The 24,938-nt window shown below is 68.4% G+C and carries 25 protein-coding genes; 14 read left to right on the top strand and 11 right to left on the bottom strand.

The genetic code is table 11. The features are described 5' to 3' along the window. Window positions 1–2: 2 nt before the first annotated feature. Window positions 3–809, bottom strand: a complete 807-nt coding sequence (locus ACGFH6_RS28415; protein ID WP_393389975.1) for an alpha/beta fold hydrolase — start codon at window positions 807–809, stop codon at window positions 3–5. 132 nt (window positions 810–941) lie between these two features. Between ACGFH6_RS28415 and ACGFH6_RS28410 the strand changes: the two genes are divergently transcribed. Both ACGFH6_RS28410 and ACGFH6_RS28405 read left to right on the top strand, forming a co-directional pair. Continuing rightward, complete coding sequence (locus ACGFH6_RS28410) at window positions 942–1,796, top strand: helix-turn-helix transcriptional regulator (RefSeq protein WP_393389973.1); 855 nt, start codon at window positions 942–944, stop codon at window positions 1,794–1,796. 3 nt (window positions 1,797–1,799) lie between these two features. Further along, on the top strand, window positions 1,800–2,489 hold the full coding sequence (locus ACGFH6_RS28405) for an HAD family hydrolase (protein ID WP_393389970.1): 690 nt from the start codon (window positions 1,800–1,802) through the stop codon (window positions 2,487–2,489). Window positions 2,490–2,564: 75 nt separating this feature from the next. On the opposite strand, the gene ACGFH6_RS28400 is transcribed toward ACGFH6_RS28405, so the two are convergent. Next, on the bottom strand, window positions 2,565–4,040 hold the full coding sequence (locus ACGFH6_RS28400) for a KamA family radical SAM protein (RefSeq protein WP_393389967.1): 1,476 nt from the start codon (window positions 4,038–4,040) through the stop codon (window positions 2,565–2,567). A 143-nt stretch (window positions 4,041–4,183) separates the two neighbouring features. Between ACGFH6_RS28400 and ACGFH6_RS28395 the strand changes: the two genes are divergently transcribed. The 7 genes from ACGFH6_RS28395 to ACGFH6_RS28365 all read left to right on the top strand — a co-directional run bounded on the left by ACGFH6_RS28395 (window position 4,184) and on the right by ACGFH6_RS28365 (window position 12,227). Continuing rightward, complete coding sequence (locus ACGFH6_RS28395) at window positions 4,184–5,227, top strand: L-erythro-3,5-diaminohexanoate dehydrogenase (RefSeq protein ID WP_393389964.1); 1,044 nt, start codon at window positions 4,184–4,186, stop codon at window positions 5,225–5,227. A gap of 3 nt (window positions 5,228–5,230) precedes the next feature. Beyond that, window positions 5,231–6,814: an amidohydrolase gene (locus ACGFH6_RS28390; RefSeq protein ID WP_393389960.1), complete on the top strand. Its 1,584-nt coding sequence runs from the start codon at window positions 5,231–5,233 to the stop codon at window positions 6,812–6,814. Then, window positions 6,811–8,379, top strand: coding sequence for a lysine 5,6-aminomutase subunit alpha (locus ACGFH6_RS28385; protein ID WP_393389958.1), 1,569 nt, complete (start codon window positions 6,811–6,813; stop codon window positions 8,377–8,379). The genes ACGFH6_RS28390 and ACGFH6_RS28385 overlap by 4 nt, the downstream gene beginning before the upstream one ends. Beyond that, on the top strand, window positions 8,376–9,128 hold the full coding sequence (locus ACGFH6_RS28380) for an OAM dimerization domain-containing protein (RefSeq protein WP_393389955.1): 753 nt from the start codon (window positions 8,376–8,378) through the stop codon (window positions 9,126–9,128). Before ACGFH6_RS28385 ends, ACGFH6_RS28380 begins: the two co-directional genes overlap by 4 nt. Further along, window positions 9,129–9,518 carry a hotdog domain-containing protein gene (locus tag ACGFH6_RS28375; RefSeq protein WP_393389953.1) on the top strand — a complete coding sequence of 130 codons (390 nt, stop codon included), beginning with the start codon at window positions 9,129–9,131 and terminating at the stop codon, window positions 9,516–9,518. Between the two features lie 600 nt (window positions 9,519–10,118). Further along, window positions 10,119–11,687 carry an apolipoprotein N-acyltransferase gene (lnt, locus tag ACGFH6_RS28370; protein WP_393389951.1) on the top strand — a complete coding sequence of 523 codons (1,569 nt, stop codon included), beginning with the start codon at window positions 10,119–10,121 and terminating at the stop codon, window positions 11,685–11,687. Window positions 11,688–11,741: 54 nt separating this feature from the next. Beyond that, window positions 11,742–12,227 (top strand): FxsA family protein, encoded by a 486-nt coding sequence (locus ACGFH6_RS28365; protein ID WP_393389948.1) that lies wholly within the window; start codon window positions 11,742–11,744, stop codon window positions 12,225–12,227. Between the two features lies 1 nt (window position 12,228). Here ACGFH6_RS28365 and ACGFH6_RS28360 read toward each other — a convergent pair whose 3' ends face one another. From ACGFH6_RS28360 to ACGFH6_RS28340, 5 genes are read right to left on the bottom strand one after another with little or no spacing between them, the layout of a single operon-like run. Beyond that, window positions 12,229–13,395: a GDSL-type esterase/lipase family protein gene (locus ACGFH6_RS28360; protein ID WP_393389946.1), complete on the bottom strand. Its 1,167-nt coding sequence runs from the start codon at window positions 13,393–13,395 to the stop codon at window positions 12,229–12,231. Between the two features lie 14 nt (window positions 13,396–13,409). Continuing rightward, window positions 13,410–13,973: a DUF5666 domain-containing protein gene (locus ACGFH6_RS28355; RefSeq protein WP_393389943.1), complete on the bottom strand. Its 564-nt coding sequence runs from the start codon at window positions 13,971–13,973 to the stop codon at window positions 13,410–13,412. A 13-nt stretch (window positions 13,974–13,986) separates the two neighbouring features. Beyond that, the gene (locus ACGFH6_RS28350; RefSeq protein WP_393389942.1) at window positions 13,987–15,216 is read right to left on the bottom strand and encodes an ABC transporter permease; all 1,230 of its coding nucleotides are present in this window, start codon (window positions 15,214–15,216) and stop codon (window positions 13,987–13,989) included. Beyond that, on the bottom strand, window positions 15,213–15,908 hold the full coding sequence (locus tag ACGFH6_RS28345) for an ABC transporter ATP-binding protein (RefSeq protein ID WP_393389939.1): 696 nt from the start codon (window positions 15,906–15,908) through the stop codon (window positions 15,213–15,215). Before ACGFH6_RS28345 ends, ACGFH6_RS28350 begins: the two co-directional genes overlap by 4 nt. Next, window positions 15,898–17,235 carry an efflux RND transporter periplasmic adaptor subunit gene (locus ACGFH6_RS28340; RefSeq protein WP_393389936.1) on the bottom strand — a complete coding sequence of 446 codons (1,338 nt, stop codon included), beginning with the start codon at window positions 17,233–17,235 and terminating at the stop codon, window positions 15,898–15,900. Before ACGFH6_RS28340 ends, ACGFH6_RS28345 begins: the two co-directional genes overlap by 11 nt. Window positions 17,236–17,470: 235 nt before the next feature. Here ACGFH6_RS28340 and ACGFH6_RS28335 point away from each other — a divergent pair, with 235 nt between their 5' ends. Next, entirely contained in the window at window positions 17,471–17,842 is a 372-nt protein-coding gene (locus tag ACGFH6_RS28335; RefSeq protein ID WP_131296220.1) for an RNA polymerase-binding protein RbpA, read from the top strand. 54 nt (window positions 17,843–17,896) lie between these two features. Here the strand turns inward: ACGFH6_RS28335 and ACGFH6_RS28330 are convergent, their stop codons facing one another. From ACGFH6_RS28330 to ACGFH6_RS28320, 3 genes are read right to left on the bottom strand one after another with little or no spacing between them, the layout of a single operon-like run. Then, window positions 17,897–18,178, bottom strand: coding sequence for a hypothetical protein (locus ACGFH6_RS28330; protein ID WP_393389933.1), 282 nt, complete (start codon window positions 18,176–18,178; stop codon window positions 17,897–17,899). A 41-nt stretch (window positions 18,179–18,219) separates the two neighbouring features. Next, complete coding sequence (locus ACGFH6_RS28325) at window positions 18,220–19,590, bottom strand: MFS transporter (RefSeq protein ID WP_393389930.1); 1,371 nt, start codon at window positions 19,588–19,590, stop codon at window positions 18,220–18,222. A 54-nt stretch (window positions 19,591–19,644) separates the two neighbouring features. Then, entirely contained in the window at window positions 19,645–20,409 is a 765-nt protein-coding gene (locus ACGFH6_RS28320) for a glycerophosphodiester phosphodiesterase (RefSeq protein WP_393389927.1), read from the bottom strand. A 26-nt stretch (window positions 20,410–20,435) separates the two neighbouring features. Here ACGFH6_RS28320 and ACGFH6_RS28315 point away from each other — a divergent pair, with 26 nt between their 5' ends. Then, window positions 20,436–21,566: an aminotransferase class V-fold PLP-dependent enzyme gene (locus tag ACGFH6_RS28315; RefSeq protein ID WP_393389925.1), complete on the top strand. Its 1,131-nt coding sequence runs from the start codon at window positions 20,436–20,438 to the stop codon at window positions 21,564–21,566. Here ACGFH6_RS28315 and ACGFH6_RS28310 read toward each other — a convergent pair. Further along, entirely contained in the window at window positions 21,527–22,213 is a 687-nt protein-coding gene (locus ACGFH6_RS28310; RefSeq protein ID WP_393389922.1) for a GntR family transcriptional regulator, read from the bottom strand. The genes ACGFH6_RS28315 and ACGFH6_RS28310 overlap by 40 nt on opposite strands. Before the next feature lie 90 nt (window positions 22,214–22,303). On the opposite strand from ACGFH6_RS28310, the gene ACGFH6_RS28305 reads away from it, so the two are divergent. From ACGFH6_RS28305 to ACGFH6_RS28295, 3 genes are read left to right on the top strand one after another with little or no spacing between them, the layout of a single operon-like run. After that, the gene (locus tag ACGFH6_RS28305) at window positions 22,304–23,155 is read left to right on the top strand and encodes an NAD(P)-dependent oxidoreductase (RefSeq protein WP_393389920.1); all 852 of its coding nucleotides are present in this window, start codon (window positions 22,304–22,306) and stop codon (window positions 23,153–23,155) included. Beyond that, window positions 23,152–24,048 carry a carbohydrate ABC transporter permease gene (locus tag ACGFH6_RS28300; protein ID WP_393389917.1) on the top strand — a complete coding sequence of 299 codons (897 nt, stop codon included), beginning with the start codon at window positions 23,152–23,154 and terminating at the stop codon, window positions 24,046–24,048. The genes ACGFH6_RS28305 and ACGFH6_RS28300 overlap by 4 nt, the downstream gene beginning before the upstream one ends. Further along, window positions 24,045–24,929: a carbohydrate ABC transporter permease gene (locus ACGFH6_RS28295; RefSeq protein ID WP_393389914.1), complete on the top strand. Its 885-nt coding sequence runs from the start codon at window positions 24,045–24,047 to the stop codon at window positions 24,927–24,929. Before ACGFH6_RS28300 ends, ACGFH6_RS28295 begins: the two co-directional genes overlap by 4 nt. The last annotated feature ends 9 nt before the right edge of the window (window positions 24,930–24,938 follow it).

Below are 24,938 nucleotides of genomic sequence, written 5' to 3'. Positions count from 1 at the left end.
GGTCACGCGGTCAGGACCTCGTGGAGGCGGGTTGCGGTGGCTCGGGGATGGAAGGTGTAGGCGTTGTGAGCGCCCGGGAAGGGTTCGCAGGGGACTCCAAGGTGTTCGGCGAGGAGTCTGGCGCACTTGTTCGGCCAGATGTGGGTCGAGTCCTCGCCGGCTGCGAGGACTACGCGGGCGGGGGAGTTCTTGAGGTCGGCGAGATTGGCGGTGTAGGCGCGGATGGCCGGGGTGTCGTGGGTCAGGAGGACCGCCGCGTTCGGGAAATGTTCGGGGCCGGGAGTGCGCACGGGGTTGTCGGGTTCGCGGTCGGTCGGGTCGATGTCGAGGAACGTCGCGAACCAGCGGAGGGCCGGAGCGACGCCTTTCGTTGCGAAGATCTCCTCGACTGTCAGGAAGTCCTGGATGGCGGCGGCGCGCTCCGGGTCCGGTAGCAGTTGGGTGACCGGGGCTTCGTGGGCGACGACAACGCCGACCTGCTTCGGGTGCCTGAGGGTGAGTTCCAGTGCGATCAGGCCGCCGAAGCTGCTGCCGTAGACGTACGCCGGTTCGGTGGTGAGGCTGGAGAGCAGGTGGGAGAGGTCGTCGGCGTGCGTGGCCAGCGTCAGCGCGGGGGTATCGGTGGTGCTGCCGGACAGGCCTCGGCGGGCGTAGGTGAGGACGGTGTACCTGTCGGCCAGGTGGGTTGCGAGCGCTTCGGTCGCGCCGGCGTCCCCATGACCTCCGGAGATGAGGACGAGCAGGGGGCCTGAACCACGGACGAAATGGTGCAGTCGGGCGCCGGGGACTTCCAGTACGGATTCCTTCATGAAACAGCCTTCCTCGTTCGGACCGGACAGTCGTCGACTATGCATTCGCCGTCGGCGGCTCGGGAGAGGAGCGGTTTGCCTAGGATCAGCGGTCCGAGGATGCGTCGGGCGAACGGTGGTATCACTGTCGCTATGGGGATGCACCGCGACGACCTCGCCGATTTCCTCCGCCGGTCCCGGGAGCGGCTGTCTCCGCGCGACGTGGGGCTGGTCGAGGGACCGAGGCGTCGTACGCCGGGACTCCGCCGCGAGGAGGTCTCGCAGTTGGCGGGCATGTCGGCCGACTACCTCATGCGGCTGGAGCAGGGCAGGAGCCCGCAGCCCTCGGTTCAGATGCTGGCCGCGCTCGCCCGCGCGCTGCGGCTGACGGCCGATGAGCGGGACCACCTGTACCTGCTCGCTGGGCAGCAGCCGCCGGAGGGAGCACGGGCCGGGGAGTACCTCGGGCCGAGCATGCTCTACATCCTCGACCGGCTGGACAGTGTTCCGGTCCAGGTCTTGAGCGACCTCGGCGACCTGCTGGCGCAGAACGATATGGCGCTGGCGCTGTTCGGGTGCGTGTGCGACGTGGCCCATGAGGACCGCAACATCGTGCTGCGCTGGTTCACCGAGCCCGACGTACGAAATAGTTTCGCGGCCGAGGAGCGCGAGGAGCAGGCCCGGCACTTGGTCGCGGATCTGCGTGCGGCCGTGGCCCGCCGCGGGAACGACGAAGCCTCCCGCACTCTTGTCACGCGACTCCGCGCCGCGAGCCCCGAGTTCGCGGCACTCTGGGACCGGCACGAGGTCGCCGTCCGCAGATCACATCCGTACAAGCTGAACCATCCTGACCTCGGCAGGATCGAGTTCGACTGCGAGGTACTGGCGACACCCGCCGCAGACCAGCGACTACGAGTCTTCACCCCACCACCGGGCCACGCCGACTCCCTTGACCTGCTGCGCACACTCGGCCCCCAACACCGCTGCAACACTGCCGCCGGCCAGTAGATCGTGGGCGGACTGTCGCAGAGTGCCGCCGGGCGGCGCGTTCTCTTGCTGGACCTGTTCAGCACGTTGGTTGCTGATCGGGAGGTGGAGGATGTCGAGGTTGCGCGGGTGTTGGGGGTTCAGGGGGAGGCCTTCAGGCGGGAGCTGGAGGCGGTGGTGTACGAGCGGTTCACCGGGGTGTACGGCGATGTGGGAAACACGCTGCGGGTGGTAGCGGGGCGGTGTGGGGGTGCACCTGGTGAGGAACAGGTGCGGGAGGCAACGGAACTGCGGCGGGGGTACGTGCGGCGGCTGCTGCGCGCGGTGCCGGAGGGGACTGTCAGGACGTTGGAGGGATTGAAGGGCACCGGGTGGCGGATGGGGCTGGTCAGTGATGCGACTGTGGAGACGCCGCTCGAATGGGCCGACTGTCCGCTCGCGTCGTACTTCGAGGTGACCGCGTTCTCGGCCGAGGTGGGTGCGGTGAAGCCGGATCCGAAGATGTTTCTGACGGCCTGTCACGCGCTGGACGTGGAGCCCGGCGAGTGCGTGTACGTCGGCGACGGTGGGTACGGCGAACTCCCAGCGGCTTCCGCGCTCGGCATGTACGCGATCCGGACCACCGAGCACGCCGACACCGACCCGTCCTGGACGGGTCCGACGATCACCTCGTTCACCGAGCTCCCCACCCTGATCGGCGTACCAAGCTGCTGAATCAGACAGCGCCGGGTTGCAGGACGCCCCCGGTGCCACCCCCTGCATTGGTGGCACCGAAGGCGGGATCGGGAGTTAGTTGATCTGCAAGAGCTTCTGCGACTCGGCGGCGGCGCGGGAGGCCGCGGCGCGCTGCTCGGCTTCGGCGAGGGAGGTGCCGGCGTGCTGTCGCCACCAGTCCTGGCCCTCGGCCGGAAGCGTGTCGATCGGGTCGTAGTACTCGTAGGTGCGGTTGAGTGCCTCGGGATCCTGGTGCTCGATGCCGGTGCGGTAGTTCTTCTTCCAGTACGAGATGCCGCGGACCTCGTCGTACTCCGACAACTGGTGCACCCACCGCTTGCCGACGTACGGGACGTCGCAGACGATGCGCGGGGTGGCGAAGCCGGGCAGGTAGCCGAGGATGCCGTGCTGCAGGTGCTGCGCGTCGCGGACCGAGACCCGCCAGTGCTCCGAGAACGGGATCATGTCGCACATGTAGAAGTAGTACGGCGTGATGGTCGCACCGTCGAGCAGCGCGAAGCACAGGTCGAGCAACTGCGGCACCGAGTCGTTCACGCCGCGCATCAGCACGCCCTGGTTGCGGACGTCGCGCAGGCCTGCCTCGAACATCGCCTTCGTTGCCTCGGCCACCAAAGGCGTCACCGACTGGGCGGCGTTCACGTGCGTGTGCATGGCGATCATGACGCCGCGCTGCCGCGCGATCGACGCCACCCGCTCGACGCCGGCGCGGACGTCGTCCGACAGCCAGTGCTGCGGCATGCCCATCAGGGCCTTCGTTGCCAGCCGGATATCGCGGATGTTCTCGATCTCGAGCAGGCTGGTGAGGAACGACTCCAGCCGCGGCCACGGCATGTTCGCCACGTCGCCACCGGACACGACGACGTCCCGGACCCCCGGCGTACGGCGCAGGTAGTCGAGCATGTCGTCGAGACGGGTCTGCGGCTTCGCGGTGAACTTCAGCTTGTCGATGACCGGGGTCGAGTTGCCGACCAGGTCCATCCGGGTGCAGTGACCGCAGTACTGCGGGCACGTCGGCAGGATCTCCGCGAGGACCTTGGTCGGGTAGCGGTGGGTCAACCCCTCTGTGGCCCACATCTCATGCTCGTGCAACGAGTCCCGGGTCGCGTGCGGATGCGACGGCCAGTCAGTACGGCGGTCACTGAACACCGGCAGCATGTAGCGCCGGACCGGATCGGCGTAGAACGCCTCGGTGTAGTCGGAGGCTCCGGTCGGCACGATCGTGTTCAGCATCTGCGGCGGCAGCAGCATCGACATCGTGGCGCGCTCGGCCTGGTCCCGGGTCAGGTCCTCGTACAACCGTTCCTCGAGCAGGTCGCCCATCACGTCGCGCAGTTGCTTGACGTTCTTCACACAGTGCGACCGCTGCCACTGCACCGATCGCCACTCCTCGGCCGTCACGTCCTTCCAGCCGGGCAGCCGGGTCCAGTCCGGCTCCACCAGCTCGGCTCGCCGGTACGCGTACGGCTGGCCCGCGAGATCGCGCTCGCTGGGCTCCGGGACGCCCAGCTCCGGGCTGATCAGGTCGGTCACGAGTCCTCCGAGGGGCTTCAGGGGTAGTGCGGTCTCATGTGAGGATAGCGATAGAACTTCCCTTAGATCCAACAGTACGCCGCAAGAATTCTCGTCAAGAGCTAGTTTCAGTAGTATTTTGCCTGATCCCTCAAGGAGGCCCCGTGTCGTCGAGCCCGGTAGGACTGCACCGCGTACTCGCGCCGTCCGGCGTGTTGCCGCAGGCGGCGGACAAGCTCGACGCACGCCCTGAGATCTGGCCCGACGAGGTGCGGATCGCGGTCGAGCGGCTGAATCTCGACGCCGCGTCGTACCGCCAGTTGGCCGAGGCGCACGGCGGCGACGGTACGGCGATCCGTCGCGCGGTGCTCGACATCATCGGGGCCCGCGGCAAGATGCAGAACCCGGTCACCGGTTCCGGCGGAATGCTGGTCGGCGTGGTCGACGAGGCCGGCCCGGAGTCGCCGCTCGGCGTACGCAAAGGCGACCGAGTCGCCACGCTCGTCTCGTTGACGCTCACCCCGCTGCGGATCACCGACGAGCTTGCGAGCTGGGACGGCAGGAGCGAGCAGGTCCCGGCGCAGGGGCACGCGATCCTCTTCGCCCGGTCGATCGTCGCGAAGCTGCCTGACGACCTGAAACCCGAGCTGTCGCTGGCCGTCATGGACGTCTGCGGAGCGCCCGCTCTGACCGCTCGCGTGGTCCGCGAGTATGTCGACAAAGGCACAAAGCCTGTCGTGTCAGTAATTGGCGGCGCAGGTAAAAGTGGCTCGCTCTCGCTGGCCGCCGCGCGGCAGGCCGGCGCGGCGCGCACGATCGGGATCGTGCCCGTCCGGCCCGAGAAGGATCGGCTGACCGCCGCGGGTCTGGCCGACGTCGTCACGCTGGCCGACGCGCGGGATCCGGTGGCCTTGGCGACTGCTGTCGAGGAGGCCGGGGGTCCGGCGGACATCACCGTCGTCTGCGTCGACGTACCGGGCTGCGAGCACGGCGCCGTCTTGTCGACGGCGGCTGGTGGCACAGTGATCTTCTTCTCGATGGCGACGTCGTTCTCCGCCGCCGCGCTGGGTGCGGAGGGCCTGGCCGCGGACGTGACGATGCTCGTCGGCAACGGCTACGTGCCCGGGCATGCCGGCTACGCGCTGGAGCTGTTGCGGACCGAACCGGGTGTCCGGGGTCTGTTCGAGAGCAGGCTGGCGGAGGATTAGTTCGTGCGCACACTTCTGACGAACGGTTCCGTCTACTCACCCGCCGACCCGCATGCCACCGCGATCGCCGTCGACGACGGCGTGGTGACCTGGCTCGGTGACGACACCGGCGCGGGCTCGTACGCCGACGGTGCCGACGAGGTGATCGACCTCGACGGCAAGCTGGTCACGCCGTCCTTCGTCGACGCTCACGTCCACACCGCCCAGACCGGCGCGCTGCTGACCGGGCTGGACCTCGCCGGCACCGCCTCGCTCACCGAAGCCCTCGACCGCCTCGCCGCCTTCGCCGCGGATCTTCCTGCGGACGCAGTGATCGACGGGGCCGGCTGGGACGAGACGAAGTGGCCCGAGGGTCGCCCGCCGACGGCCGAGGAACTGGACCGGGCCGCCGCAGGCCGCCGGGTGTACCTGTCCCGAGTCGACGGTCACTCCGGCGTGATCTCGTCGGCATTGGTGCCTGCGGCAACAGGTGACGGGTATGACGCCACCGGCCGGGTCGAGCGCGACGCGCATCACGCGGTCCGAGACGCCCTCAGTGAACTGATCGGGCCGGACCAGCGGCGCAAGGACATCGAGGCCGCGCTGAAGGCGATGGCGGCGAAGGGGATCGGGGCGTTCCACGAGATGGCCGCGCCGCACATCGGCCCGCTGTGGGAGCTTCCGCTCGTACGCGACGTCGCAGAGCAGCTCGGTTTGTCGGCAACGCTGTACTGGGGTGAGCCGGGCGTCTTCGAGCACATCGCGACGTACGACCTGGCGGGTCTTGCGGGGGACCTGAACGCGGACGGCGCCCTCGGCTCGCGGACAGCTGCGTTGCGGGAGGCGTACGCCGACCGCGCGGACCACCGCGGCCACGCGTACCTGACACCGGAGCAGATCGCCGAGCACGTGATCGCGTGCACCGAGCGGAACGTGCAGGCCGGCTTCCACTGCATCGGCGACCAGGCGCTCGACAACATCGTGCGTGGCTTCCAGTTGGCCGCCGAGAAGGTTGGCGTACAAGCGCTGGTCGCCGCGCGGCATCGGCTCGAGCATGTCGAGATGGTGGACGAGGCCGCGATCGCGACCCTCGCGCAGTGCGGAGTGGTCGCCAGTGTCCAGCCGATGTTCGACGCGTTGTGGGGCGGCCCGGACGGCATGTACGCCGAGCGGGTGGGCGAGCGGTGGCGGGGGATGAACCCGTTCGGTTCGCTGGCGCGGGCGGGCGTCGTCCTGGCGTTCGGTTCGGACTCGCCGGTGACCGAGCTCGGTGGCTGGGACGCCGTGCGAGCGGCCGCGTTCCACCACGAGAAGGCAGAGCGGATGACCGTACGGTCCGCGTTCCAGGCGCATACTCGCGGCGGCTGGCGGGCGGCCGGGATCGACGACGCCGGTGTCCTCGCGCCCGGTACGGCGGCGACGTACGCGATCTGGCAGAGCGATGCGGACCTGGTCGTGCAGACGCCGGACGAGCGCGTCGCGGCGTGGTCGACGGATCCGCGGGCCGGTGTGCCCGTGCTGCCGGACCTCAGCGAGGGAACGCCCACGTGCTTGCGGACCACCGTTGGCGGCCGCGTTGTCTATGAAGTCGAAGGATGGTCGTCGTGACGCGTGCTGTGAAGAAGCTCGACCTCGATCCGGTCACCGTCCGGAAGGCGCGCAGCCTGGCCCGCAAGGCCGGCCGGCCGATCGTCAACCTGGCCCGGCAACACACGACGGTCTCGGTCGAGCGAGCTGTACTGCGCTTGGCCGGGCTGACCGGCGCGGACACCGAAGGCATCCCCTGGGTCAACCGGCTCGCGGACACGGTGCGTGCGGACGTCGGCCTGGAGCACGGACTCGCGCTGCCGGTGTGGGATGCACTTGTCCGCGGCGAGGCAGAGGACCTGGCCGTCCTCGCGCAGAAGGCCGCATCGGGCTCGGTGACGTTCCGGTTGCCCGAGGGACGGGACGCCGTACGGGCACGGGCCGCGGCGCGGAAGGCCGCGGCGGCCGGAATGAAGCGGATCGACGGACGGCGACGGGAGCGGGACCGGCTGATCAAGCGGCACGGTGACCCCGAGCAGCGGCCGTGGATCTACCTGATCGTTGCCACCGGCGACATCTACGAGGACATCCCGCAGGCGCAGGCGGCGGCTCGCGCCGGCGCTGACATCATCGCCGTGATCCGGTCGACCGGGCAGTCGCTGCTCGACTACGTGCCCGAAGGGGCCACGCGCGAGGGCTTCGCGGGCACCTACGCGACGCAGGAGAACTTCCGGCTGATGCGCGCCGCCCTCGACGAGTCGTCGAAGGAACTCGGCCGCTACATCCGGCTGACGAACTACGCGTCCGGACTGTGCATGCCGGAGATCGCCACCCTGGCCGGACTGCAGCGGCTCGACATGATGCTGAACGACTCCATGTACGGGATCCTGTTCCGCGACATCAACCCGATCCGGACCTTCGTCGACCAGCGGTTCAGCCGGCAGATCCACGCCCGGGCCGGGATCATCATCAACACCGGCGAGGACAACTACCTGACCACCGCGGACGCGGTCGAGGCCGCGCACACGGTGACGGTGTCGCAACTGCTGAACGAGTACTTCGCCAAAGAGGCCGGCCTGCAGGACTGGCAGCTCGGCCTCGGGCACGCGTTCGAGATCAACCCGGACCTGCCGGACTCGTTCCGGCTCGAACTGGCGCACGCGATGCTGGCCCGGCAGCTGTTCCCGGACGCGCCGCTGAAGTGGATGCCGCCGACGCGGCACATGACCGGTGACGTGTTCCGTGGGTACCTGCTGGACGGATTCTTCAACCTGGTCGGCGCGATGACAGGCCAGGGCATCCTGCTGGTCGGGATGATGACCGAGGCCGTGGTGACTCCGTGGATCTCGGACCGGGACCTGGCGCTGCAGAACGTCCGCTACGTGTTGGGGGCCGCAGGCAACCTTCACGAGGACTTCCGTCCCGCACCGGACGGCTTCATCGCCCAGCGCGCCCGGCAGGTGCTGGGGGAGTCGGTCGAACTGCTGGAGGAGATCGTCGACGACGGCCTGCTGAACGCGATCGGCGATGGCACCTTCGGCCTGATGAAGCGCCCCCAGGACGCCGGCCGCGGCCTCGAGGGCGTCGCGCGCAGATCGCCGGAGTACTACAACCCGGCGATCGAGCTGTTGGAGGAGGACCAGTGAGCATCATCCGGCCGTACGGCGACACCACCGGGGACGGCATGGTGCAGCTGTCGTTCACCCTGCCGGTTCCGCACGACAAGCGGGCCGAGGGAGCCGCCGTACAACTGGCGAACAAGATGGGCATGGATCCGGCGCTGGTCGTGCACGCCAAGGCGATGGGGCCGGACTTCACCTTCTTCGTGGTGTACGGACCGGTGAACCACCTCGTCGACACGTCCAAGGTCGAGGTGATCGAGCGCGACTACCCGCTGCTGTCCCCGAAGGAGGTGAATCTCGCGATCCGGAAGAGCCTGCGCCGGCGGCTGACCGTGGTCGGCGCCTGCATCGGCACCGACGCGCATACCGTCGGGATCGACGCGATCATGAACATCAAGGGGTTCGCGGGGGAGAAGGGCCTGGAGTACTACCGCGAGCTGAAGGTGGTCAACCTCGGTGCTCAGGTCGCCGTGCCGGAGTTGGTCCGGCGGGCCAAGGCGGAGAAGGCGGACGCGATCCTGGTCTCGCAGGTGGTCACCCAGCGAGAGGCGCATGTGCTGAACACCAAGGAGATGTCGGCCGCGTTCCGGGAGGCGTACGCCGAGGAGGCGCGGCCGGTGCTGGTTGCCGGCGGCCCCCGTTTCACCGAGCAGATGGCAGGCGATCTCGGCGTGGACCGCGTCTTCGGTCGCGGCACCACACCGGGCGAGGTAGCCAGCTACCTGGTTGACGCATTGGTGACCAAGCGAGTCCCCGCGAAGAGGAGTGCATAGGTGTCAAAGGCAACCATCGGCCTGAGTGCGACGCATCGGCGCTACGTGCCGTACAGCCATGCGCACTACGCCGGCAACCTCGTCGACGGTGCGTATGTGCTCGGACTGTTCGGCGATGTCGCGACCGAGGTGTGCATCCAGGCCGACGGCGACGAGGGCCTGTTCGCGTCGTATTCCGATGTGCAGTTCCTGCAGCCGTTGCGGGCCGGTGACGTTGTGGAGGTGACGGCAACGATCAGCCGGGTCGGGAACCGCAGCCGTGAGATCGAGTTCAGTGCGTCGGTGGTCTGCCGCGGCCGGCCGGACCTGTCCGAGTCGGCGGCCGAGGTGCTGCCGGAACCGCTTGTGATCACGCGCGCAAAGGGAACGGTCGTCGTACCGGTTGGGTGACGAATAGTTGCCCTGGGTAACGATCACGTGGAGTGCCGAGACTGCTCTGTAACGTGACCTGGCTGAAGTTTCCTCGTTTTTCCAGTCAGTGCGGGCGAATGTGTTACAACGGCCTCAAGGAGCCGCTGGAGAGGTTGACACGGTCGCCGTCAGCGAGCATCGTTTTGGGAGTCGTCATATCCCGTTTTATCAACGGTCACACGAAGTTCGGCCACCGGATGATCCCGCGACGCTGACCAGGCCAGTGCCAGGCTTGAGTCGACGGGGGCTGAGATCGCCGGTGGTTAGCCCCCCGCGGGGCAGAGGTGGAAGAGGCTCGGCGGCCAGTAGACAACAGCCGGACGGTTCGCAGCCAGCGGTCCGACGGTTGGTCCGAAGGAGCGCCGAGCCTCTTTCCTTGTGCCTGGGCCGGACTTTACCGACGGTGATCGACGACCCTTCGATTTCTGAGGCCTTTTCACTTCCTCGCACTCTGCTGATCTCCCTTCACTTTCCGCGATCGCTGCTTGCTGGCTACTGACCGGATACATTGGCATGTCCGGAACGTTGTACGGTCGTGCGACCGGCGTCCGCCGGGCAGTGAGGACAAGGGGAAACCGCGTGGACCGTTTGAAGGCTCTGGGACGCGTCCTGCCGAGGGTTGCGGTGGCCGTCGGCGCCGGCGCCCTGCTCGGCCTGGCCTTCGAACCGCACGACCATCCCTGGCTGACCATCGTCGCCGTACCGCTCTTCCTGGCCGCACTGAACGGCGCCTCGGCCAAGGCCGGCTTCCTGATCGGCGCCGGCTTCGGCATCACGTACTACGCGGTCCTGGTCCCCTGGCTCACGGTCATCGGTGGGGACGCCGCGATCGCGCTGGCCATCCTCGAAGGGCTGTTCTATGCGGTCTTCGGGTTGTTCGCGACGCAGGTGCTGAAGCTCAAGCTGTGGATGCTCTGGATCCCGTGCCTGTGGGTCGCGACCGAGTTCGCGGCCGCCTCGGTTCCGTTCGGCGGCTTCCCGTGGGGACGGCTCGCGTGGGCGCTCTCGGACTCCCCGGTCGGCAGGCTGGCATCATTTGTCGGCATCCCGGGCCTGAGCTTCGTCGTCGCGCTGCTCGGAGCTCTCGTGTACGCCGTACTGCGGTTGAAGAGCAGCATGCGGCTCCGGATCGTCGCGCTGGTCGCGGGTGTGGCGATCGTCGGTGGGAGCTCGCTGATCACTCTCTCGACCGAGGGCAACGGCAAGACCGTGACGGCGGCGATGGTGCAGGGCAACGTGCCCGGCAAGGGGCTGGAGTTCCTCGGCCGCGCCCGGACCGTCACCCGCAACCACCTGGCCGCGACGCTCGACCTGCAGAAGCGCGTCGAGGAGGGCACCGAGGCCAAGCCGGACGTGGTGATCTGGCCGGAGAACTCGACCGACATCGACCCGTTCCAGGACGCCGAGACCAAGGCGGACATCGAGGAGGCAGTCAAGGCCGTCGGCGTACCGATCCTGGTCGGCGCAGTCCTCGACGGCCCGGGTCCGAACGAGCGCCAGACCACCGGCGTCGTCTGGGACCCGGTGAGTGGACCCGGTCAGATCTATGCCAAGCGGCACCCGGTGCCCTTCGGTGAGTACATCCCCTTCCGCGACCAGTTGCTGCCGTACATCAAGCGCCTCGAGATGATCGGCCGGCAGACGGCCCCCGGCAAGGTCCCCGGCGTGATGCCGATCCGCGGCGTCACGTACGGCGATGTGATCTGCTTCGAGCTCGCCTACGACAACGTCATCTCGGACGTGGTCAAGGGCGGCGCCCAGGTCCTGGTGGTGCAGACGAACAACGCGACGTACGGCGGCACCGGGCAGCCCGAGCAGCAGTTCGCGATCACCCGGATGCGGGCGATCGAGACCGGCCGGACCGTGCTGATCGCGTCGACCAGCGGGATCTCCGGCGTGATCCAGCCGGACGGCAAGGTCGAGCACAAGTCCGGGCAGTTCGTCCGCGACGTGTACGTGGCGAATGTGCCGATCCGGGACACGGAGACGCTGGCGATCAAGCTCGGCGGCTGGCCGCAGTGGATCCTGACCGGCCTGGGCATCGTCGGCATCGTGCTGGCCCTGGTGGCCCGTCGCCGGCGGCGTGAGGACGACGGGCCGGACACCCCGCCCTCGCCGGCGCGGAGCCGCGAGAAGGTTCCGGCCTGAGCCTGCACTTCCCCCGTGCGCAACACTGGAGGGAATCGCCGGAAGGGGTAGGACATGCCGTGGCTCGTAGCGCTGGCGCTGCTGGTGGTGCCGATCGTGGAGATCTTCGTGATCATCCAGATCGGCCAGGTGATCGGCGGCTGGCCGACGGTCGGCCTGTTGCTCGTCGAGAGTGCTCTCGGCGCGTGGATCATCAAGCGCGAGGGCCGGCGGGCGTGGAACGCACTGCAGTCCGCACTGCAGACCGGCAAGATGCCCGGGCGTGAGCTGTCCGACGCGGCCCTCGTCCTGGTCGGCGGCACGCTGCTGCTGACGCCGGGCTTCGTGACCGACATCTTCGGGTTCTTCTTCGTCCTGCCCTTCACCCGCCCGCTGGCCCGGCGTGGCATGCACGCGTTCCTCGGGCGCCGCGTCGCCACCCAGTTCGGCGGCGCGAACCTGGGCGGCTTCATCCCCGGCGCCGGCCCGGCCCAGCCGCCGAGACAATCCCAGGGCGACGTCATCCAGGGCGAGGTCATCGACCCCGACAAGCCCAAGTAGGTCAGGCGAACGGGCCCTTGACCGCGAAGGCGTAGTCGGCGAAGCGTTCGGCCATCGTGCGATGGGTCTCGCCGTCGGGATGCAGATCGTCCGGCAGCGGTCGTACGGCGCTGTCCGCCTCGCCGTACAGGACTCGTCCGTCGAGGTAGTGGAGGTTCGGGTCGTCGGCGGCGCGCTGCTCGACGATCCGGGAGAGCTCGGCACGGATCACGGACAACGTCAGCTTGCCGGCCGCGACCTCCTCCGGATCCCCGGTCGCCGCGAACCGGAGTTTGCCTTCGCCGAGCGCGGACAGATCCCAGCCCGTCGGTCCCGGGGTGTCCTCGTGAATCGGGCACAGGATGGGGGAGACGACCAGCAGCGGTGTCGTCGGGTGGCCTTCGCGGAGCGTGTCGAGGAAACCGTGGACAGCCGGGGTGAACGAACGCAGCCGCAGTGAGTCCGTGTTCACGATGTTGATGCCCAGCTTGATGCTGATGACATCAGCTGGGGTGTCCCGCATCGTGCGCGCGGTGAACGGCTGCAGGAATGAGCTGCCCGCGAACCCCAGGTTGACCAGCTCCACGTCACCCTGAGCCGCGGCCAACGCCGGCCAGGTGCCCGTCGGGCTGGTGGCGTCAGAGCCATGGCTGATCGAGCTGCCGTGGTGCAGCCACACTCGCCGGCCGCCGGACGGGATCGGCTCGACCGGTGTATCGGTGCGCAGGGCAACGAGTTCGGTGGTCTCGTTGTGCGGCAGCCAGAGCTCGACCGTCTTCAGTTCGTCGCTCAGGCCGTCGAAGCGCACCATGCCCGACTCACCGCGCCGGGTCTCGGCCGCTCCGGTCATCAGGTCGATCGTGATGACGTCGCCGGCGTCCACGCTGGCCTGCCCGATCAGCTTGCCGTCGACAACGAGGTCGTAGACGCCGTCCGGCCGCTTCGGTGCGCCCACGTAATCCCGCTTGGTAGGCAACGTCTCCAGCTCGACCACGGTCGCGTGCGTCCGGAAGGCGAGGCGTACTCCGGTCGGCTGCGATTCCGCCATCTCCAGCTGCCCGTCGACGTACTGCGTGCGCGCCCAGGCGGGCAGCCGATGCGGCAGGAAGCCGCGATCGGTCTGCTCCAGCTCGAGCGCGCCACGCAGGAGTTCGAGAGTGATGGGGGTACTGATCAAGTTGCCGTCCACAACCTCATTATCCGTCAGCGGGACGGCGTGGCGCCCGGGTTGCGGAAGCCGCCGGGGAGAGCGCCCTGACGAACGGTCGTGGCGGTCAGCGAGCCGTCGGCGTTCTGGCCGCTGACGACGACCTGCTCGCCGGCCTTCAGATCGGTCGCCGTCCCCTTGTTGGTGATCTCGTACGTCGTGTCGCCGGTCAACTTGACCGTGACGTCGCCGTTCTGCGTCTTCACCACGAGCTGCGAGCCGCTCGCCGAGACAACAGTGCCGATCGCCGCGCTGCCCTGCCCACCACCGGTCCGCTGGCCCTGGCCCTGACCTTGACCTTGACCTTGACCGTTCTGACCGCGGAAGCCGCCGTACCCGCCGCCGAAGCCACGACCGGCCTGCGGCGACTGCGTCGTACTGTCCGAGGCGAAGGCCGCGTGCAGGCCCGCGCCGCCGGCCAGGCCGACGGCCAGCACGACAACGCCCGCGAGAACTGCGGTCGCGATCGGCAGGTTGAGGGTCTTCTTCGGCTTGAGCGCCGTGTCGACCTCCTCGTCGGACCCGATCTGGGCGAACTCATCGGGCGTCTGGTTGCTCATCGAACAGCCTCTCTCACTCGTGACGTAGTGCATCGATGGGACGGAGTCCGGCAGCGCGGTGCGCCGGCATGCTGCCGAAGAACAGGCCGACGGCCGCGGACACGCCCAGGGCGAGCCCGATCGACGACGGCACCAGCACCGGTTGCACGCCGGCCAACTGGAAGCGGGTGACGATCAGCGCGACCGCGACACCGACCGCGCCGCCGATCAGGCTGAGCAGCGTCGCCTCGATCAGGAACTGCTCGAGAATCGTCCGCCGCCGCGCGCCGAGCGCCTTGCGGATCCCGATCTCGCGGGTCCGCTCGGTGACGGTGACCAGCATGATGTTGGTGACCCCGATCCCGCCGACGACCAGGCTGATCGCGGCGACGGTCGCCAGCAGCGCGGTGAAGGTCGCGGCGGTGTCCTGGCTGGTCTGCAGGATCTGCGCCGAGTTGGTGATCCGGAACGGCGAGGTCTGATCGGTCGGCACCTGGTGCCGTGCGGTCAGCAACTGGGTGACCTCGGCCTGCGCCGTATCGACCCGATCCTTGTCCGCCGCCTGTACGACGATCTGGTTCAGCGGACCGTACCCGGCCTGGGTGGCTCGCAGCGTGCTGATCGGCACGATCGCCGTCGCGTTCGGATCCGAGAACCCGGTGCTGTCCTTGCTCGCCAGCACTCCGCGGACGACGAAGTCCACGGCGCCGAGCTTGATGGTCTGGCCGACGGCGGTCGCGGGCCGGGTGAACAACTCGGTCGCGGCCGTCTGCCCGAGCAGGATGACCCGCTGCGACGTGTCGACATCCTGCTGGGTGAAGGACTGTCCGAGTTGGACCGGCGTGTTGGTGGCCGGCATGTACTCCGGTGTCGTACCGATCACCTGGTTCACGGTGTAACTGGTGTCGCCGCTGGTCGCAGTACCCGAGCTCGTCATGACCGGGGCCACCGCGGAGACGTCGGGCGCGAGGCGGTCGTCGGCCAGCGCAGCCGCGTCGGCGAGGGTCAGGCTGTACTGCTGGGCCGACGGTCCGGCCTGACCGCGGGCGAAGCCTCCACCACCGCCGGTCGTGGACACCGTGAGCAGGTTGGTGCCCATCGCCTCCAGCCGGGCCTGCACAGCCCTGCCCGAGCCGTTGCCGACAGCAACCAGGACGATGACCGCGCCGACCCCGATGGAGACGCCGAGGACGGTCAGCAGGGAGCGCAGCTTGTTCGCGCTGAGGCCGCGCAGGGCCGCACCCATGAGGTCGCGAGGTGTCATCGGCGGGTCACCTCGTCCGCGACGATCCGGCCGTCGGCGACCTGGATCAGCCGCCGGGCCCGGGCCGCCACGTCGTGCTCGTGGGTGATCACCACGACCGTGCGGCCGTCGGCGTTCAGCTGGTCGAACATGCCGAGCACCTCGTCGGTCGAGTGTGCGTCCAGGTTGCCGGTCGGCTCGTCGGCGAGCAGGATCCGCGGGCCGGTGGCGAGCGCACGGGCGATGGCTACCCGTTGCTGCTGGCCGCCGGACAACTCGTTCGGCCGGTGGTCGGCGCGGTCCGACAGACCGACCAGTGCCAGCGCGCGGGCGGCTCGCTTGCGTCGCTCGGCACGCCGCAGATGCGCGTAGGTCAGCGGGAGCTCGACGTTGGCCAGGGCGGTGGTCCGGGGGATCAGGTTGAAGGACTGGAAGATGAAGCCGATCTTGCGACCGCGGACGAGTGCCTGCTGGTCCTCGGTCAGCCGGGCGACGTTGCTGCCGTCCAGCCAGTACTCACCGCGGCTCGGGACGTCGAGGCATCCGAGGATGTTCATCAGCGTCGACTTGCCGGATCCAGACGAGCCCATCACGGCGACGTACTCACCGGCCTCGACGCACAGGGAGACCCCGCGTAGTGCGTGGACGGTGGTCTCGCCGGCGCCGTACGTCTTGGTGACGTCCCGGATCTCGATCAGGGCGTCAGCGGCCACGGTTGCCCCCGCCCGCGCCGACCCGGGGGAGCTGACCGTTGCCGAACTGCCCGCCGCCCGGGAACTGCCCGGTCCGGCCCTGGCCGTTCTGGTTGGCCGTGCCACCGATCGCGCCCTGGAGCAGCTCGACCCGGTCGCCCTCGTTCAGGCCGGAGGTGATCTGGGTGAAGCTGTCACCCCGCACACCGACCTTCACTTCCCGCGTCCCGCCACCATCGGCCATCGTCACCGTGGACGTCGTACCGCTGGTCGCGACCGCCGTACTCGGCACATAGAGAGCGTCGGCTGCCTTCGCGGTCTGGACCGTGACGTTGGCGGTCTGGCCGATCCGGGCGTTCGCGGGGATCTTGGCCAGCGAGAAGGTCGCGGAGTACGCGACGACACCGTTGGTGGTGGTCGGGGTCGGCGACACCGAGGCCAGGGTCGCGGTGAGCGTCGTACCGGGCTCGGCGTTCAGGGTGACGGTGGCCGACTGGCCGGCCTTGATCTTGATCGCGTCCGCCTCCGGGAACGACGCCGCCACCTGGAGGGACTTGAGGTCTGAGATGTCGACGAAGCCCGAGGCTGAGGCTGTCGTCGTACTCGAGGCGCTGGAGCCTGAACCTTGACCTGAGGTCGAGCCCCCGGCGCCTGAACCATTGCTCGAACTCGAGCCGCCGGTGACCGAGCCGACGCTGCCGTTGATCGCGGTGATCGTGCCGGCGATGGGTGCCTTCAGCGTGGTCGCGTCGACCGCGGCCTGCGCGCCTTCCACGTCCTGGTCGGCCTGCTCCTTGTCGGCCTTCGCGCGGGCCAGGCTCGCCTCCGCGTTGCTGACCGCCACCTCGGGGCTCTGACCCTGGTTCTGGTTCTGAGCCTGCTGCCCGTTGGTCGGTGTCGGGCTGGGGGAGGCCGACGCCTCCGCTGCGGCCTCGGCCGCGTCCTGCGCGTCGTCGAGCGACTCGGCGGCCGCGGTGACCGAGTTGGCCGCCGCGATCTGGTTCTGGTCGGCGATCCGGAGTTGCCGCTCGGCGGCTGACGGGTCCACCTTGGCGATCGCGGCGCCCTTGGCGACCACCTGGCCGACCTTGACCAGGATCTGGGTGACCGTGCCGGACGTCTCGAACTGCGGCGACGCGGTCTGCGAGCTCTGCAGGGTGCCGCTGGAGCTGACGCTCGCGGTCACCTCGCCGCGGGCGACGGCGAAGGTCGGGCGGGTCGCGCCGGCGGCCGGCGTGTCCTTGCGGAAGAACAGGAGGTAGGCCGTGATCGCGATCGCCAGGACGACGGCCACCAGGGAGACGTTGAGCAGGCTGAGGCCACGGAGCTTGTGGCGGGGTAGCACCATGGGTGCAGACGCTAAGGACGTTTGCTGAGGAACTGATCCCTGATTCCTGGCAACTGGCTGTGAAGTTCGCGCGTCGTACGACGGACGGTTCGCGACACACCGTGATGTGTGAACGCTCGATGACAGGGTGTCACGACGGTGCTGTCAGGTGCGTACATATGGCTCGGGCATGCCAAAATGGGAATGATCCGGGCCGGCCGACCGTTGGCACGGATGACGATCTCGGAGGTTTGACATGTCTAATCGCGTACTGCGTGGTTCGGGGCTGGGTGGGGTCAGCTTCGAGGATGACCGTGGTGTTGAGTTCGCTCCGCGCCAGATGATTACGTACGACTGCCCCCGCGGCCACGTGGTCGAGGTCACCATGGCGCACGACGCCGAGGTGCCCGCGATCTGGGAGTGCCCGCACTGCGGCAGCGAGGCTGCTCGCTCGACCGGTGAGAAGCCGGAGCCGAAGCAGGAGAAGCCGGCCCGTACGCACTGGGACATGCTGCGTGAGCGTCGCAGCATCTCCGAGCTGGAGGAGCTCCTCGCCGAGCGGGTCGAGCTGCTCCGCAAGGGCGAGATCGGCCCCGCGCACCTGCACCGGACCAAGCGCACCGCCTGAGCTAGACCTGACGGGCCCTCACCGCAACGACGCGGTCAGGGCCCGTTTCTCATGTCAGCTGCGGGTCGCGGTCAGTGTGAGCGCGATGAAGTTCATCTGGAAGCTGCCGCCGGCGGCGTCGACCGCAGCGCCGATCCCGGTCAGTAGGTCGTCGAACTTGCTGGGGTCGAACTGACTGGCGTCGCCACCGGTGCGCACCTGCTCGATCCACTCGTCCCGGCTGTACGGACGGCTCCACGGGAACTGCCACCGCTCCGGCTCGTCGAACGCGCCCGACTCGCGCATCCCGTCCGCGGCCCTGCCGAGGAAGACAAGGTACGCGTCCAGCGGGGACACCGACACGCGGTGGTACGGCGGCTGGTCGGGTCCGTCCTACCTCAGACCAGCGTGGGCTGAGTGTTGCCCGCTTCGGTGATGCCGCGGCGCATGTCGACGCGGGAGAGCAGGGCCAGGCCGATGAGGAAGAAGAGGCCGAGGGCAACGATCGCGGGCCGGTAGGAGCCGGTGATCTGGTGGACCAGGCCGAACACGAGCGTGCCGAGCCACGACGTACCGCGCTCGCCGGCCTGGTACAGCGAGAAGTACTCCGCCTCGCGGCCCTTCGGGATCAGCTGGCTGAACGCCGACCGCGACAGCGCCTGGGTCCCACCGAGGACGACGCCGATCGCGACGCCCATCGCCAGGAACGGCGCGATCTGCTGGGCCGGGAGCAGGAAGCCGGCGATCACGATCAGCATCCAGACCACCAGGCCGCCCATGATCGTCAGCTTGGTCCCGAACCGGCGGGCGAACCGCCCGAACGCGAGCGCACCGAAGAACGCGACGAACTGCACCAGCAGGATCGTTGCGATCAGCACCTGGGTCTCGAACCCGAGCTGCTTCTCGCCATACGTCGACGACACCGAGATGACGGTCTGGATGCCGTCGTTGAAGAACAGGTAGGCGATCAGGAACAGCAACGTCACCGGGTAGGTGCGCATGTGCTTGAGCGTCGCTGACAGCTGACCGAAGCTCTGCCGGACGATGTTGCCGCGCACGGGCTCGACCAGGACCGGTGGCCGGTTCCGCAGTTTGGTGAACGGGATGAACGTGAATGCGCCCCACCACAGGCCGGCGCTGAGCAAACTGAGCCGGACCGCGGTCCCTTGGCTCAGGCCGAGCGCGTCGTGGGCGGTGACCACGCCGAGGTTGATCGCGAGCAGGATGAAGCCGCCGAGGTAGCCGAACGCCCAGGCACGCGACGAGACGTCGTCCCGCTCGTCCGGCCCGGCGATGTCGATCAGGATCGAGTCGTAGACGACCAGGGACGACCCGAGGCACAGGTTGCCGATCAGCAGGAGGAGCGCCCCGAGCTCCCAGCGGCCGCCGCCGACGAACACCATGCAGCAGGCCGCGAGCGCGCCGGTCCAGGCGAAGCCGCACATCAGCAGCTTCTTGCGCGCCATCCGGTCCGCGATCGCACCGACGACCGGCAGGAACAGCGCCGACACCAGCGTCGCGACCGTGACCACGTAGAAGGCCAGCGAACCGGGAGACAGGCCCAGCCCCAGGACGTCGAGGTTGGTGTGGCACGGCCTGTCCGTGGTCCCGACGTACCCGCAGGCGGCGGTCTCGGCCACGGAGGTCAGGTACGGCGCGAACAGCACCGTGCCGACGGTGGTGACGTAGCCGGAGTTGGCCCAGTCGTAGAGGCTGAACCCCCAGTACTCCCGCTTGTCGACCGCCGCCGGGGCGGAGAGAAGTCCCATGCGCAGGAGTGTGTCAGGTCCGGGGGACGAAGCGGCGTACCCGCGGATAACACTTCAGTGGCCGATTTGCTGCCACTGTCCGCGCTCGATGAGCACGTCCCGGAGGACGTCGGTCCGGTCGGTGATGATGCCGTCGATCCCGGCGTCGAGCAGGCGTCGCATGTCGGCCGGATCGTCGACCGTCCAGACGTGTACCTGCTTGCCCAGGGCATGGGCTCGCCGGATCAGCCCGGGCGTGAGCACCCGGAGCGGACCGTACTGCTGCGGAATCTGCAAGCAGGCCCCGCTCGCCTTCAGCGGGATGGGCAGGAACCGGATCAGCGCCGTCTCCCAGTCGCCGTACCCGGTGCACAGGCGCGGCCCCAGCTCGCGCCGGATCCGGCGTACCCGGGACTGCGAGAACGACGAGACGCAGACACGGTCGATCGCGTTCGCCGAGCGCAGTACCTCCGCGGCCGAGCGCAGCCCGTTCTCCGCCTTGATGTCGAGGTTGAACCGGATCTCCGGGAAGTGTTCGAGCAGTTCGTCCAGCCGGGGGATCGGCTCGTGGCCGTTGATCCTGGCCTTGCTCACCTCGGACCACGGCAGCTCGGCGACCACGCCGGTCCGGTCGGTGACCCGGTCGAGCTTGCTGTCGTGGAACGCGATCACCACCCCGTCGCTGGTGGCGTGCAGGTCGGTCTCCAGGTATCGGTAGCCCAGTCCCACCGCGTGCTCGAAGGCGCGCAGCGAGTTCTCGTAGCCGATGTTCTCCGGGTGCCTTGCGCCGCCACGGTGGGCCATCGCGATCGGCCCGTCGTGGTCGAGGTAGGGGTACACGACAGGAAGTATGTACCGTTTGCGTGGTGACGCTACTCAGCCCCCGCCCCGACCTGTGGACCCTCGACCCCGGCGTACTGCACCTGAATCACGGTTCGTACGGCGCAGTGCCGCGGCGTACCCAGGAACTGATGGCCGCCCTGCGCACCGAGACCGAGGCCAACCCGATGGCTTGGTTCCGCTCGGTCGCGGACCAGTTGACCACGAGCCGTCTCGAGTTGGCGTCGTACCTGCGGACCGACCCGGCCGGCTTCGCCCTGGTCCCGAACGCCAGCGCCGGGGTGACCGTCGCGCTCGCCACCCTGCCGATCCCAGCCGGCAGCCGGATCGTGCTGACCAACCACGCGTACGGCGCGGTCCGGTACGCCGCCGAGCGGTTCGCCAGGGCCAATCGGGCCGAGGTCGTCGTGGTCGACATACCGCTGGAGGCGGACGACGAGACGGTCGTGTCGCTGATCGCGGGTCAGTTGGACCGGGCGTCCATGCTCATCGTGGACCAGATCAGCTCGGCGACGGCGATGGTGTTCCCGCTCGGGGACCTCGTCGCGCTCTGCCGGGACCGGGACGTGCCGATCGTGGTCGACGGTGCGCACGCACCGGCCCTCATCGACGCGCCGGCCGCCGACGGCGCCGACTTCTGGACCGGCAACTTCCACAAGTGGCCGGCCTCGCCGCGGGCGACCGCGGGCCTGGTGGTCGCGGAGAAGTGGCGGTCGGAGACGCTGCCGCTGATCGTGTCGTGGTCGGAGTACGACGAGCGGCTGCCGGAGCGCTTCGACATGCAGGGCACGTACGACTACGTCCCCTGGATCGCCGCGCCGGAGTCACTGCGGGTGCTGGACGAACTCGACTGGCCGGTACGACGCTCGCAGCTGAGCAACCTGATCGACGAGGGCGCTCGCATCATCGCGAAGGCCTTGGCGACCGGCGTCGCCGAGGTCGCGCGTCCCGCGGCGACGATGCGGCTCGTCGAGCTGCCGTCGTCCGTCGACCTCACTTCGGGGGAGGCGTTCAAGATCCGGGTGTCCCGTGAGCTGAAGGCCGAGATCACGCTGACCGGGTTCGACGGCCGCGGCTTCATCCGACTGTCCGCTCACGCCTACAACTCACTCCAGGACTACAAGTCCCTCGCCGAGCGGCTGCCTGCATTGCTCTGAAGGTCGCTGAACGACCGCTCGCCGTGCACAGCCAACTCGGCCAGTACGGCGGCGGGGTCGCCGGTCTCGACGAGTTCGAGCAAGGTCCTGTGCCTACCCACGTGCTCGTGGAGGTCCTCGTAGAAGTGCTCGCGGGCGTAGAGATTGCGCGCCATGCAGAGGAGCAGTTGTTGCTGCACTGACGCGTACGCCTCCTCGAGCCGCCGGTGTCCGGCGAGAGCGATCAGCGAGGCGTGGAAGCGGTAGCCGGCCTGGACGAGACTGCCGCGGTCCTCGGCGTCCGCGCAGTGCTCCATCTCGGCCAGCGCCTCCTGCGCGTCCTTGAGCCGGTCGGGGAATCGCACCGGCACACCTAGTTCGATGGCGAGTCGCTCCAGTGCGGTGCGAAGCGTGAGGATCTCGAACACGTCCTGGTCGGTCAGCGTCGCCACCATCGATCCTCTACGCGGACGTGTGACGATCAGGCCTTCCTGCTCGAGCACCCGCAACGCCTCGCGCAGAGGAGGCCGGCTGATGCCCAGCTGCTCGGTGAGCCGTTCCTCGATCAGCCGCTCACCCTCGGCCAACTCGCCGGCCAGGATCATCCGCCGGATCGCATCGGCCGCGAGCTGAACCAAACTCGGAGACCGCAACCGCTGCTCTGTCATGGTTCATTCTCACCTGCGATCTTGTCAGCGTCGACTATCTATTGTAGACAATAGTTCATAGACGATCTGGTCGTTGACCTGGAGGCGTCCGTGACCGATGACATCGATCGAACCTCGCCCGTGGGTTTCGCCGGGCTCGGCAATCTCGGCCATCCGATGGCGCAGGCACTGCTCCGCGACGGGTGGCGGCTCACGGTGTACGACCGCGACGAGCGGCGTGCGGACGGGCTGGATTCCGAGATCGCGGCCGGGCCTGCGGACCTGGCGGGCTGCCGGGTGATCGGCCTGGCCGTGCCGGACGACCAGGCGGTGACCGAACTCGTCGACGAACTGGCGCCGGTCCTCCAGACCGGCTCGGTCTTCCTGGTGCACAGCACGATCTTGCCGGCGACCGCGAAACGCCTTGCACAGAAGGCGGAATCGCATCAGCTCGGGCTGCTCGACGTACCCGTGAGCGGGGGAGCCGAGAGAGCGCTGACCGGCTCGCTGACCGTGATGGCGGGCGGTCGGGCCGAGGTGCTGGATCGGGTCCGGCCGGTGCTCGACTCGGTGGCGGAGACGGTGCTGCATGTCGGGCCGGCGGGTGCTGGAGCCGCGGTGAAGTTGGCGAACCAGTTGATGATGTTCGCGGCGCTCGCCGGCGTGCACGAGGCACTCGAGCTGGCCGCGGCGTACGACGTACCGGAGCAGACGGTGCTGGACGCGGTATCGACCAGCACAGGCGAGTCGTGGATCACGCGGAACTGGGGATTCTTCGACCGGGTTGCGGCGGCGTACGACGCGGGCGGAACCCCGGTGCGGGACCGGCCATGGGCGAAGGACCTGTGGGACGTCGTCGCCGCGGCGCGCGACTGTGACGTGCAGGTCCCGGTGGCCGGTCTGCTCGGGCAGCACCTGGCCGAGCGGGTGGAGGCCCACGCGCGGAAGGGACCCGCCTCGTGAAGAGCTCCCGCACCGGCCGCGAAGGCCTGACCGCCTACCTGTTCCTGAGCCCCTGGCTGATCGGCATCGTGCTGCTGACGCTCGGTCCGATGCTGTACTCCGCCTACCTCGCCTTCACCAGCTATGACCTGCTGAGTCCGCCACGGTGGATCGGGCTGGACAACTTCCGTCGGATGTTCACCGCGGATCCCCGCTATCTCTCCTCGGTCCGCGTGACCCTGGTGTACGTCGTCGTGTCCGTCCCACTGCTGCTCATCGTCTCGATGGTGCTGGCGTTGCTGCTGGACAAGGGAATCCGGTTCCTGTCCGGCTACCGCGCACTGTTCTACCTGCCGTCGCTGATGGGTGCGAGTGTCGCGATCGCGGTGCTGTGGCGGCAGATCTTCGGCGGCACCGGTCTGGTGAACCAGGTGCTCAGCCTGTTCGGGATCACCCGCGGCAGCTGGGTCGGCAGTCCGGGTACGGCGTTGTGGACAATCGTCACACTGAACCTGTGGGCGTTCGGCGCGACCATGATCATCTTCCTGGCCGGTCTTCGGCAGGTGCCGGCAGAACTGCACGAGGCCGCCGCGGTCGACGGCGCCGGACCCATCCGCCGGTTCTTCAGCGTCACGCTGCCGCTGATGACACCGCTGATCTTCTTCAACCTGCTGCTCGACACGATCCACGCCTTCCAGGCGTTCACCGGCGCGTTCGTGGTCAGCCGCGGATCCGGGGGACCGGCCGACTCGACCTTGTTCTACACGCTGTACCTGTACCAGCAGGGATTCGCCGAGCTGAAGATGGGCTACGCCTCCGCCATGGCCTGGACCTTGGTGATCGTGCTCGCTGCCTTCACCGGCTTCCTGTTCCTCACCGCGAAGCGCTGGGTCTACTACGGAGACGAACGATGACGAGCGTGTCGATCCCCGCCCGCCGCGCCCTGCTCGGCCGGCGTCGTACCACGAACCCGTTCGTCATCGGGGTCATCCGGCACGCGTTCCTGATCGCCGTCCTCGTGGTGATGCTGTATCCGGTCGTGTGGATGGTCGCGGCGTCGTTCCGGCCGTCGGCGGAGGTGATGAACAGCCTCGGTCTGTTCAGCCGGCACTACACGCTGGACAACTACAAGCACGGCTGGTCCGCGGGTCAGCTCGACTTCTCCCGCTACTTCCTGAACTCGATCGCGATCACCGCATTGTCGATTGCCGGCAATCTGTTCGCCTGCTCGCTGACGGCGTACGCGTTCGCCCGGCTGGAGTTCCCGTTGAAGCGGGTGCTGTTCGGATTGCTGCTCGGCACCATGCTGCTGCCGTATCACGTCACGCTCGTGCCGCAGTACATCTTGTTCAACGAGCTGGCCTGGATGAACACCTACCTGCCGCTGGTGGTGCCGAAGTGGCTCGGCGTGGAGGCGTTCTTCATCTTCCTGATGGTCCAGTTCATCCGCACTCTGCCGCGTGAGCTCGACGACGCCGCCCGGATCGACGGGTGCGGTCACTGGCGCACGTTCATCCGGATCATCATGCCGTTGTCGCTGCCCGCGATCGGCACCACCGCGCTGTTCACCTTCATCAACAGCTGGAACGACTTCCTCGGCCCGCTGCTCTACCTGAACCGCCCCGAGCTGTGGACCGTCTCGCTCGGCCTGAACTCCTTCCTCGACGTCACCGGGGAATCGGCGTACGGCTCGCTGTTCGCCATGTCCACTCTCGCGCTGGCACCGATCGTCGGCTTCTTCCTGGGCGCCCAGAAGCTGCTGATCGAGGGCGTCGCGACCACCGGCCTCAAGTAACCCTGTGGA

The sequence above is a fragment of the Kribbella sp. NPDC049227 genome, assembly GCF_043197265.1.
In the GTDB taxonomy this organism is placed as follows: Bacteria; Actinomycetota; Actinomycetes; order Propionibacteriales; family Kribbellaceae; genus Kribbella.
The sequence above is the reverse complement of the archived record's forward strand: the minus strand, read 5'-3'. Positions and strand labels throughout refer to the sequence as shown.

Excerpts from the sequence above, each read along its gene's own strand:
- ACGFH6_RS28415 (WP_393389975.1), bottom strand. The coding sequence starts at position 809 with ATGAAGGAATCCGTACTGGAAGTCCCCGGCGCCCGACTGCACCATTTC.
- ACGFH6_RS28410 (WP_393389973.1), top strand. The coding sequence starts at position 942 with ATGGGGATGCACCGCGACGACCTCGCCGATTTCCTCCGCCGGTCCCGG.
- ACGFH6_RS28365 (WP_393389948.1), top strand. The coding sequence starts at position 11,742 with ATGCCGTGGCTCGTAGCGCTGGCGCTGCTGGTGGTGCCGATCGTGGAG.
- ACGFH6_RS28355 (WP_393389943.1), bottom strand. The coding sequence starts at position 13,973 with ATGAGCAACCAGACGCCCGATGAGTTCGCCCAGATCGGGTCCGACGAG.
- ACGFH6_RS28350 (WP_393389942.1), bottom strand. The coding sequence starts at position 15,216 with ATGACACCTCGCGACCTCATGGGTGCGGCCCTGCGCGGCCTCAGCGCG.
- ACGFH6_RS28340 (WP_393389936.1), bottom strand. The coding sequence starts at position 17,235 with ATGGTGCTACCCCGCCACAAGCTCCGTGGCCTCAGCCTGCTCAACGTC.
- ACGFH6_RS28335 (WP_131296220.1), top strand. The coding sequence starts at position 17,471 with ATGTCTAATCGCGTACTGCGTGGTTCGGGGCTGGGTGGGGTCAGCTTC.
- ACGFH6_RS28325 (WP_393389930.1), bottom strand. The coding sequence starts at position 19,590 with ATGGGACTTCTCTCCGCCCCGGCGGCGGTCGACAAGCGGGAGTACTGG.
- ACGFH6_RS28310 (WP_393389922.1), bottom strand. The coding sequence starts at position 22,213 with ATGACAGAGCAGCGGTTGCGGTCTCCGAGTTTGGTTCAGCTCGCGGCC.
- ACGFH6_RS28295 (WP_393389914.1), top strand. The coding sequence starts at position 24,045 with ATGACGAGCGTGTCGATCCCCGCCCGCCGCGCCCTGCTCGGCCGGCGT.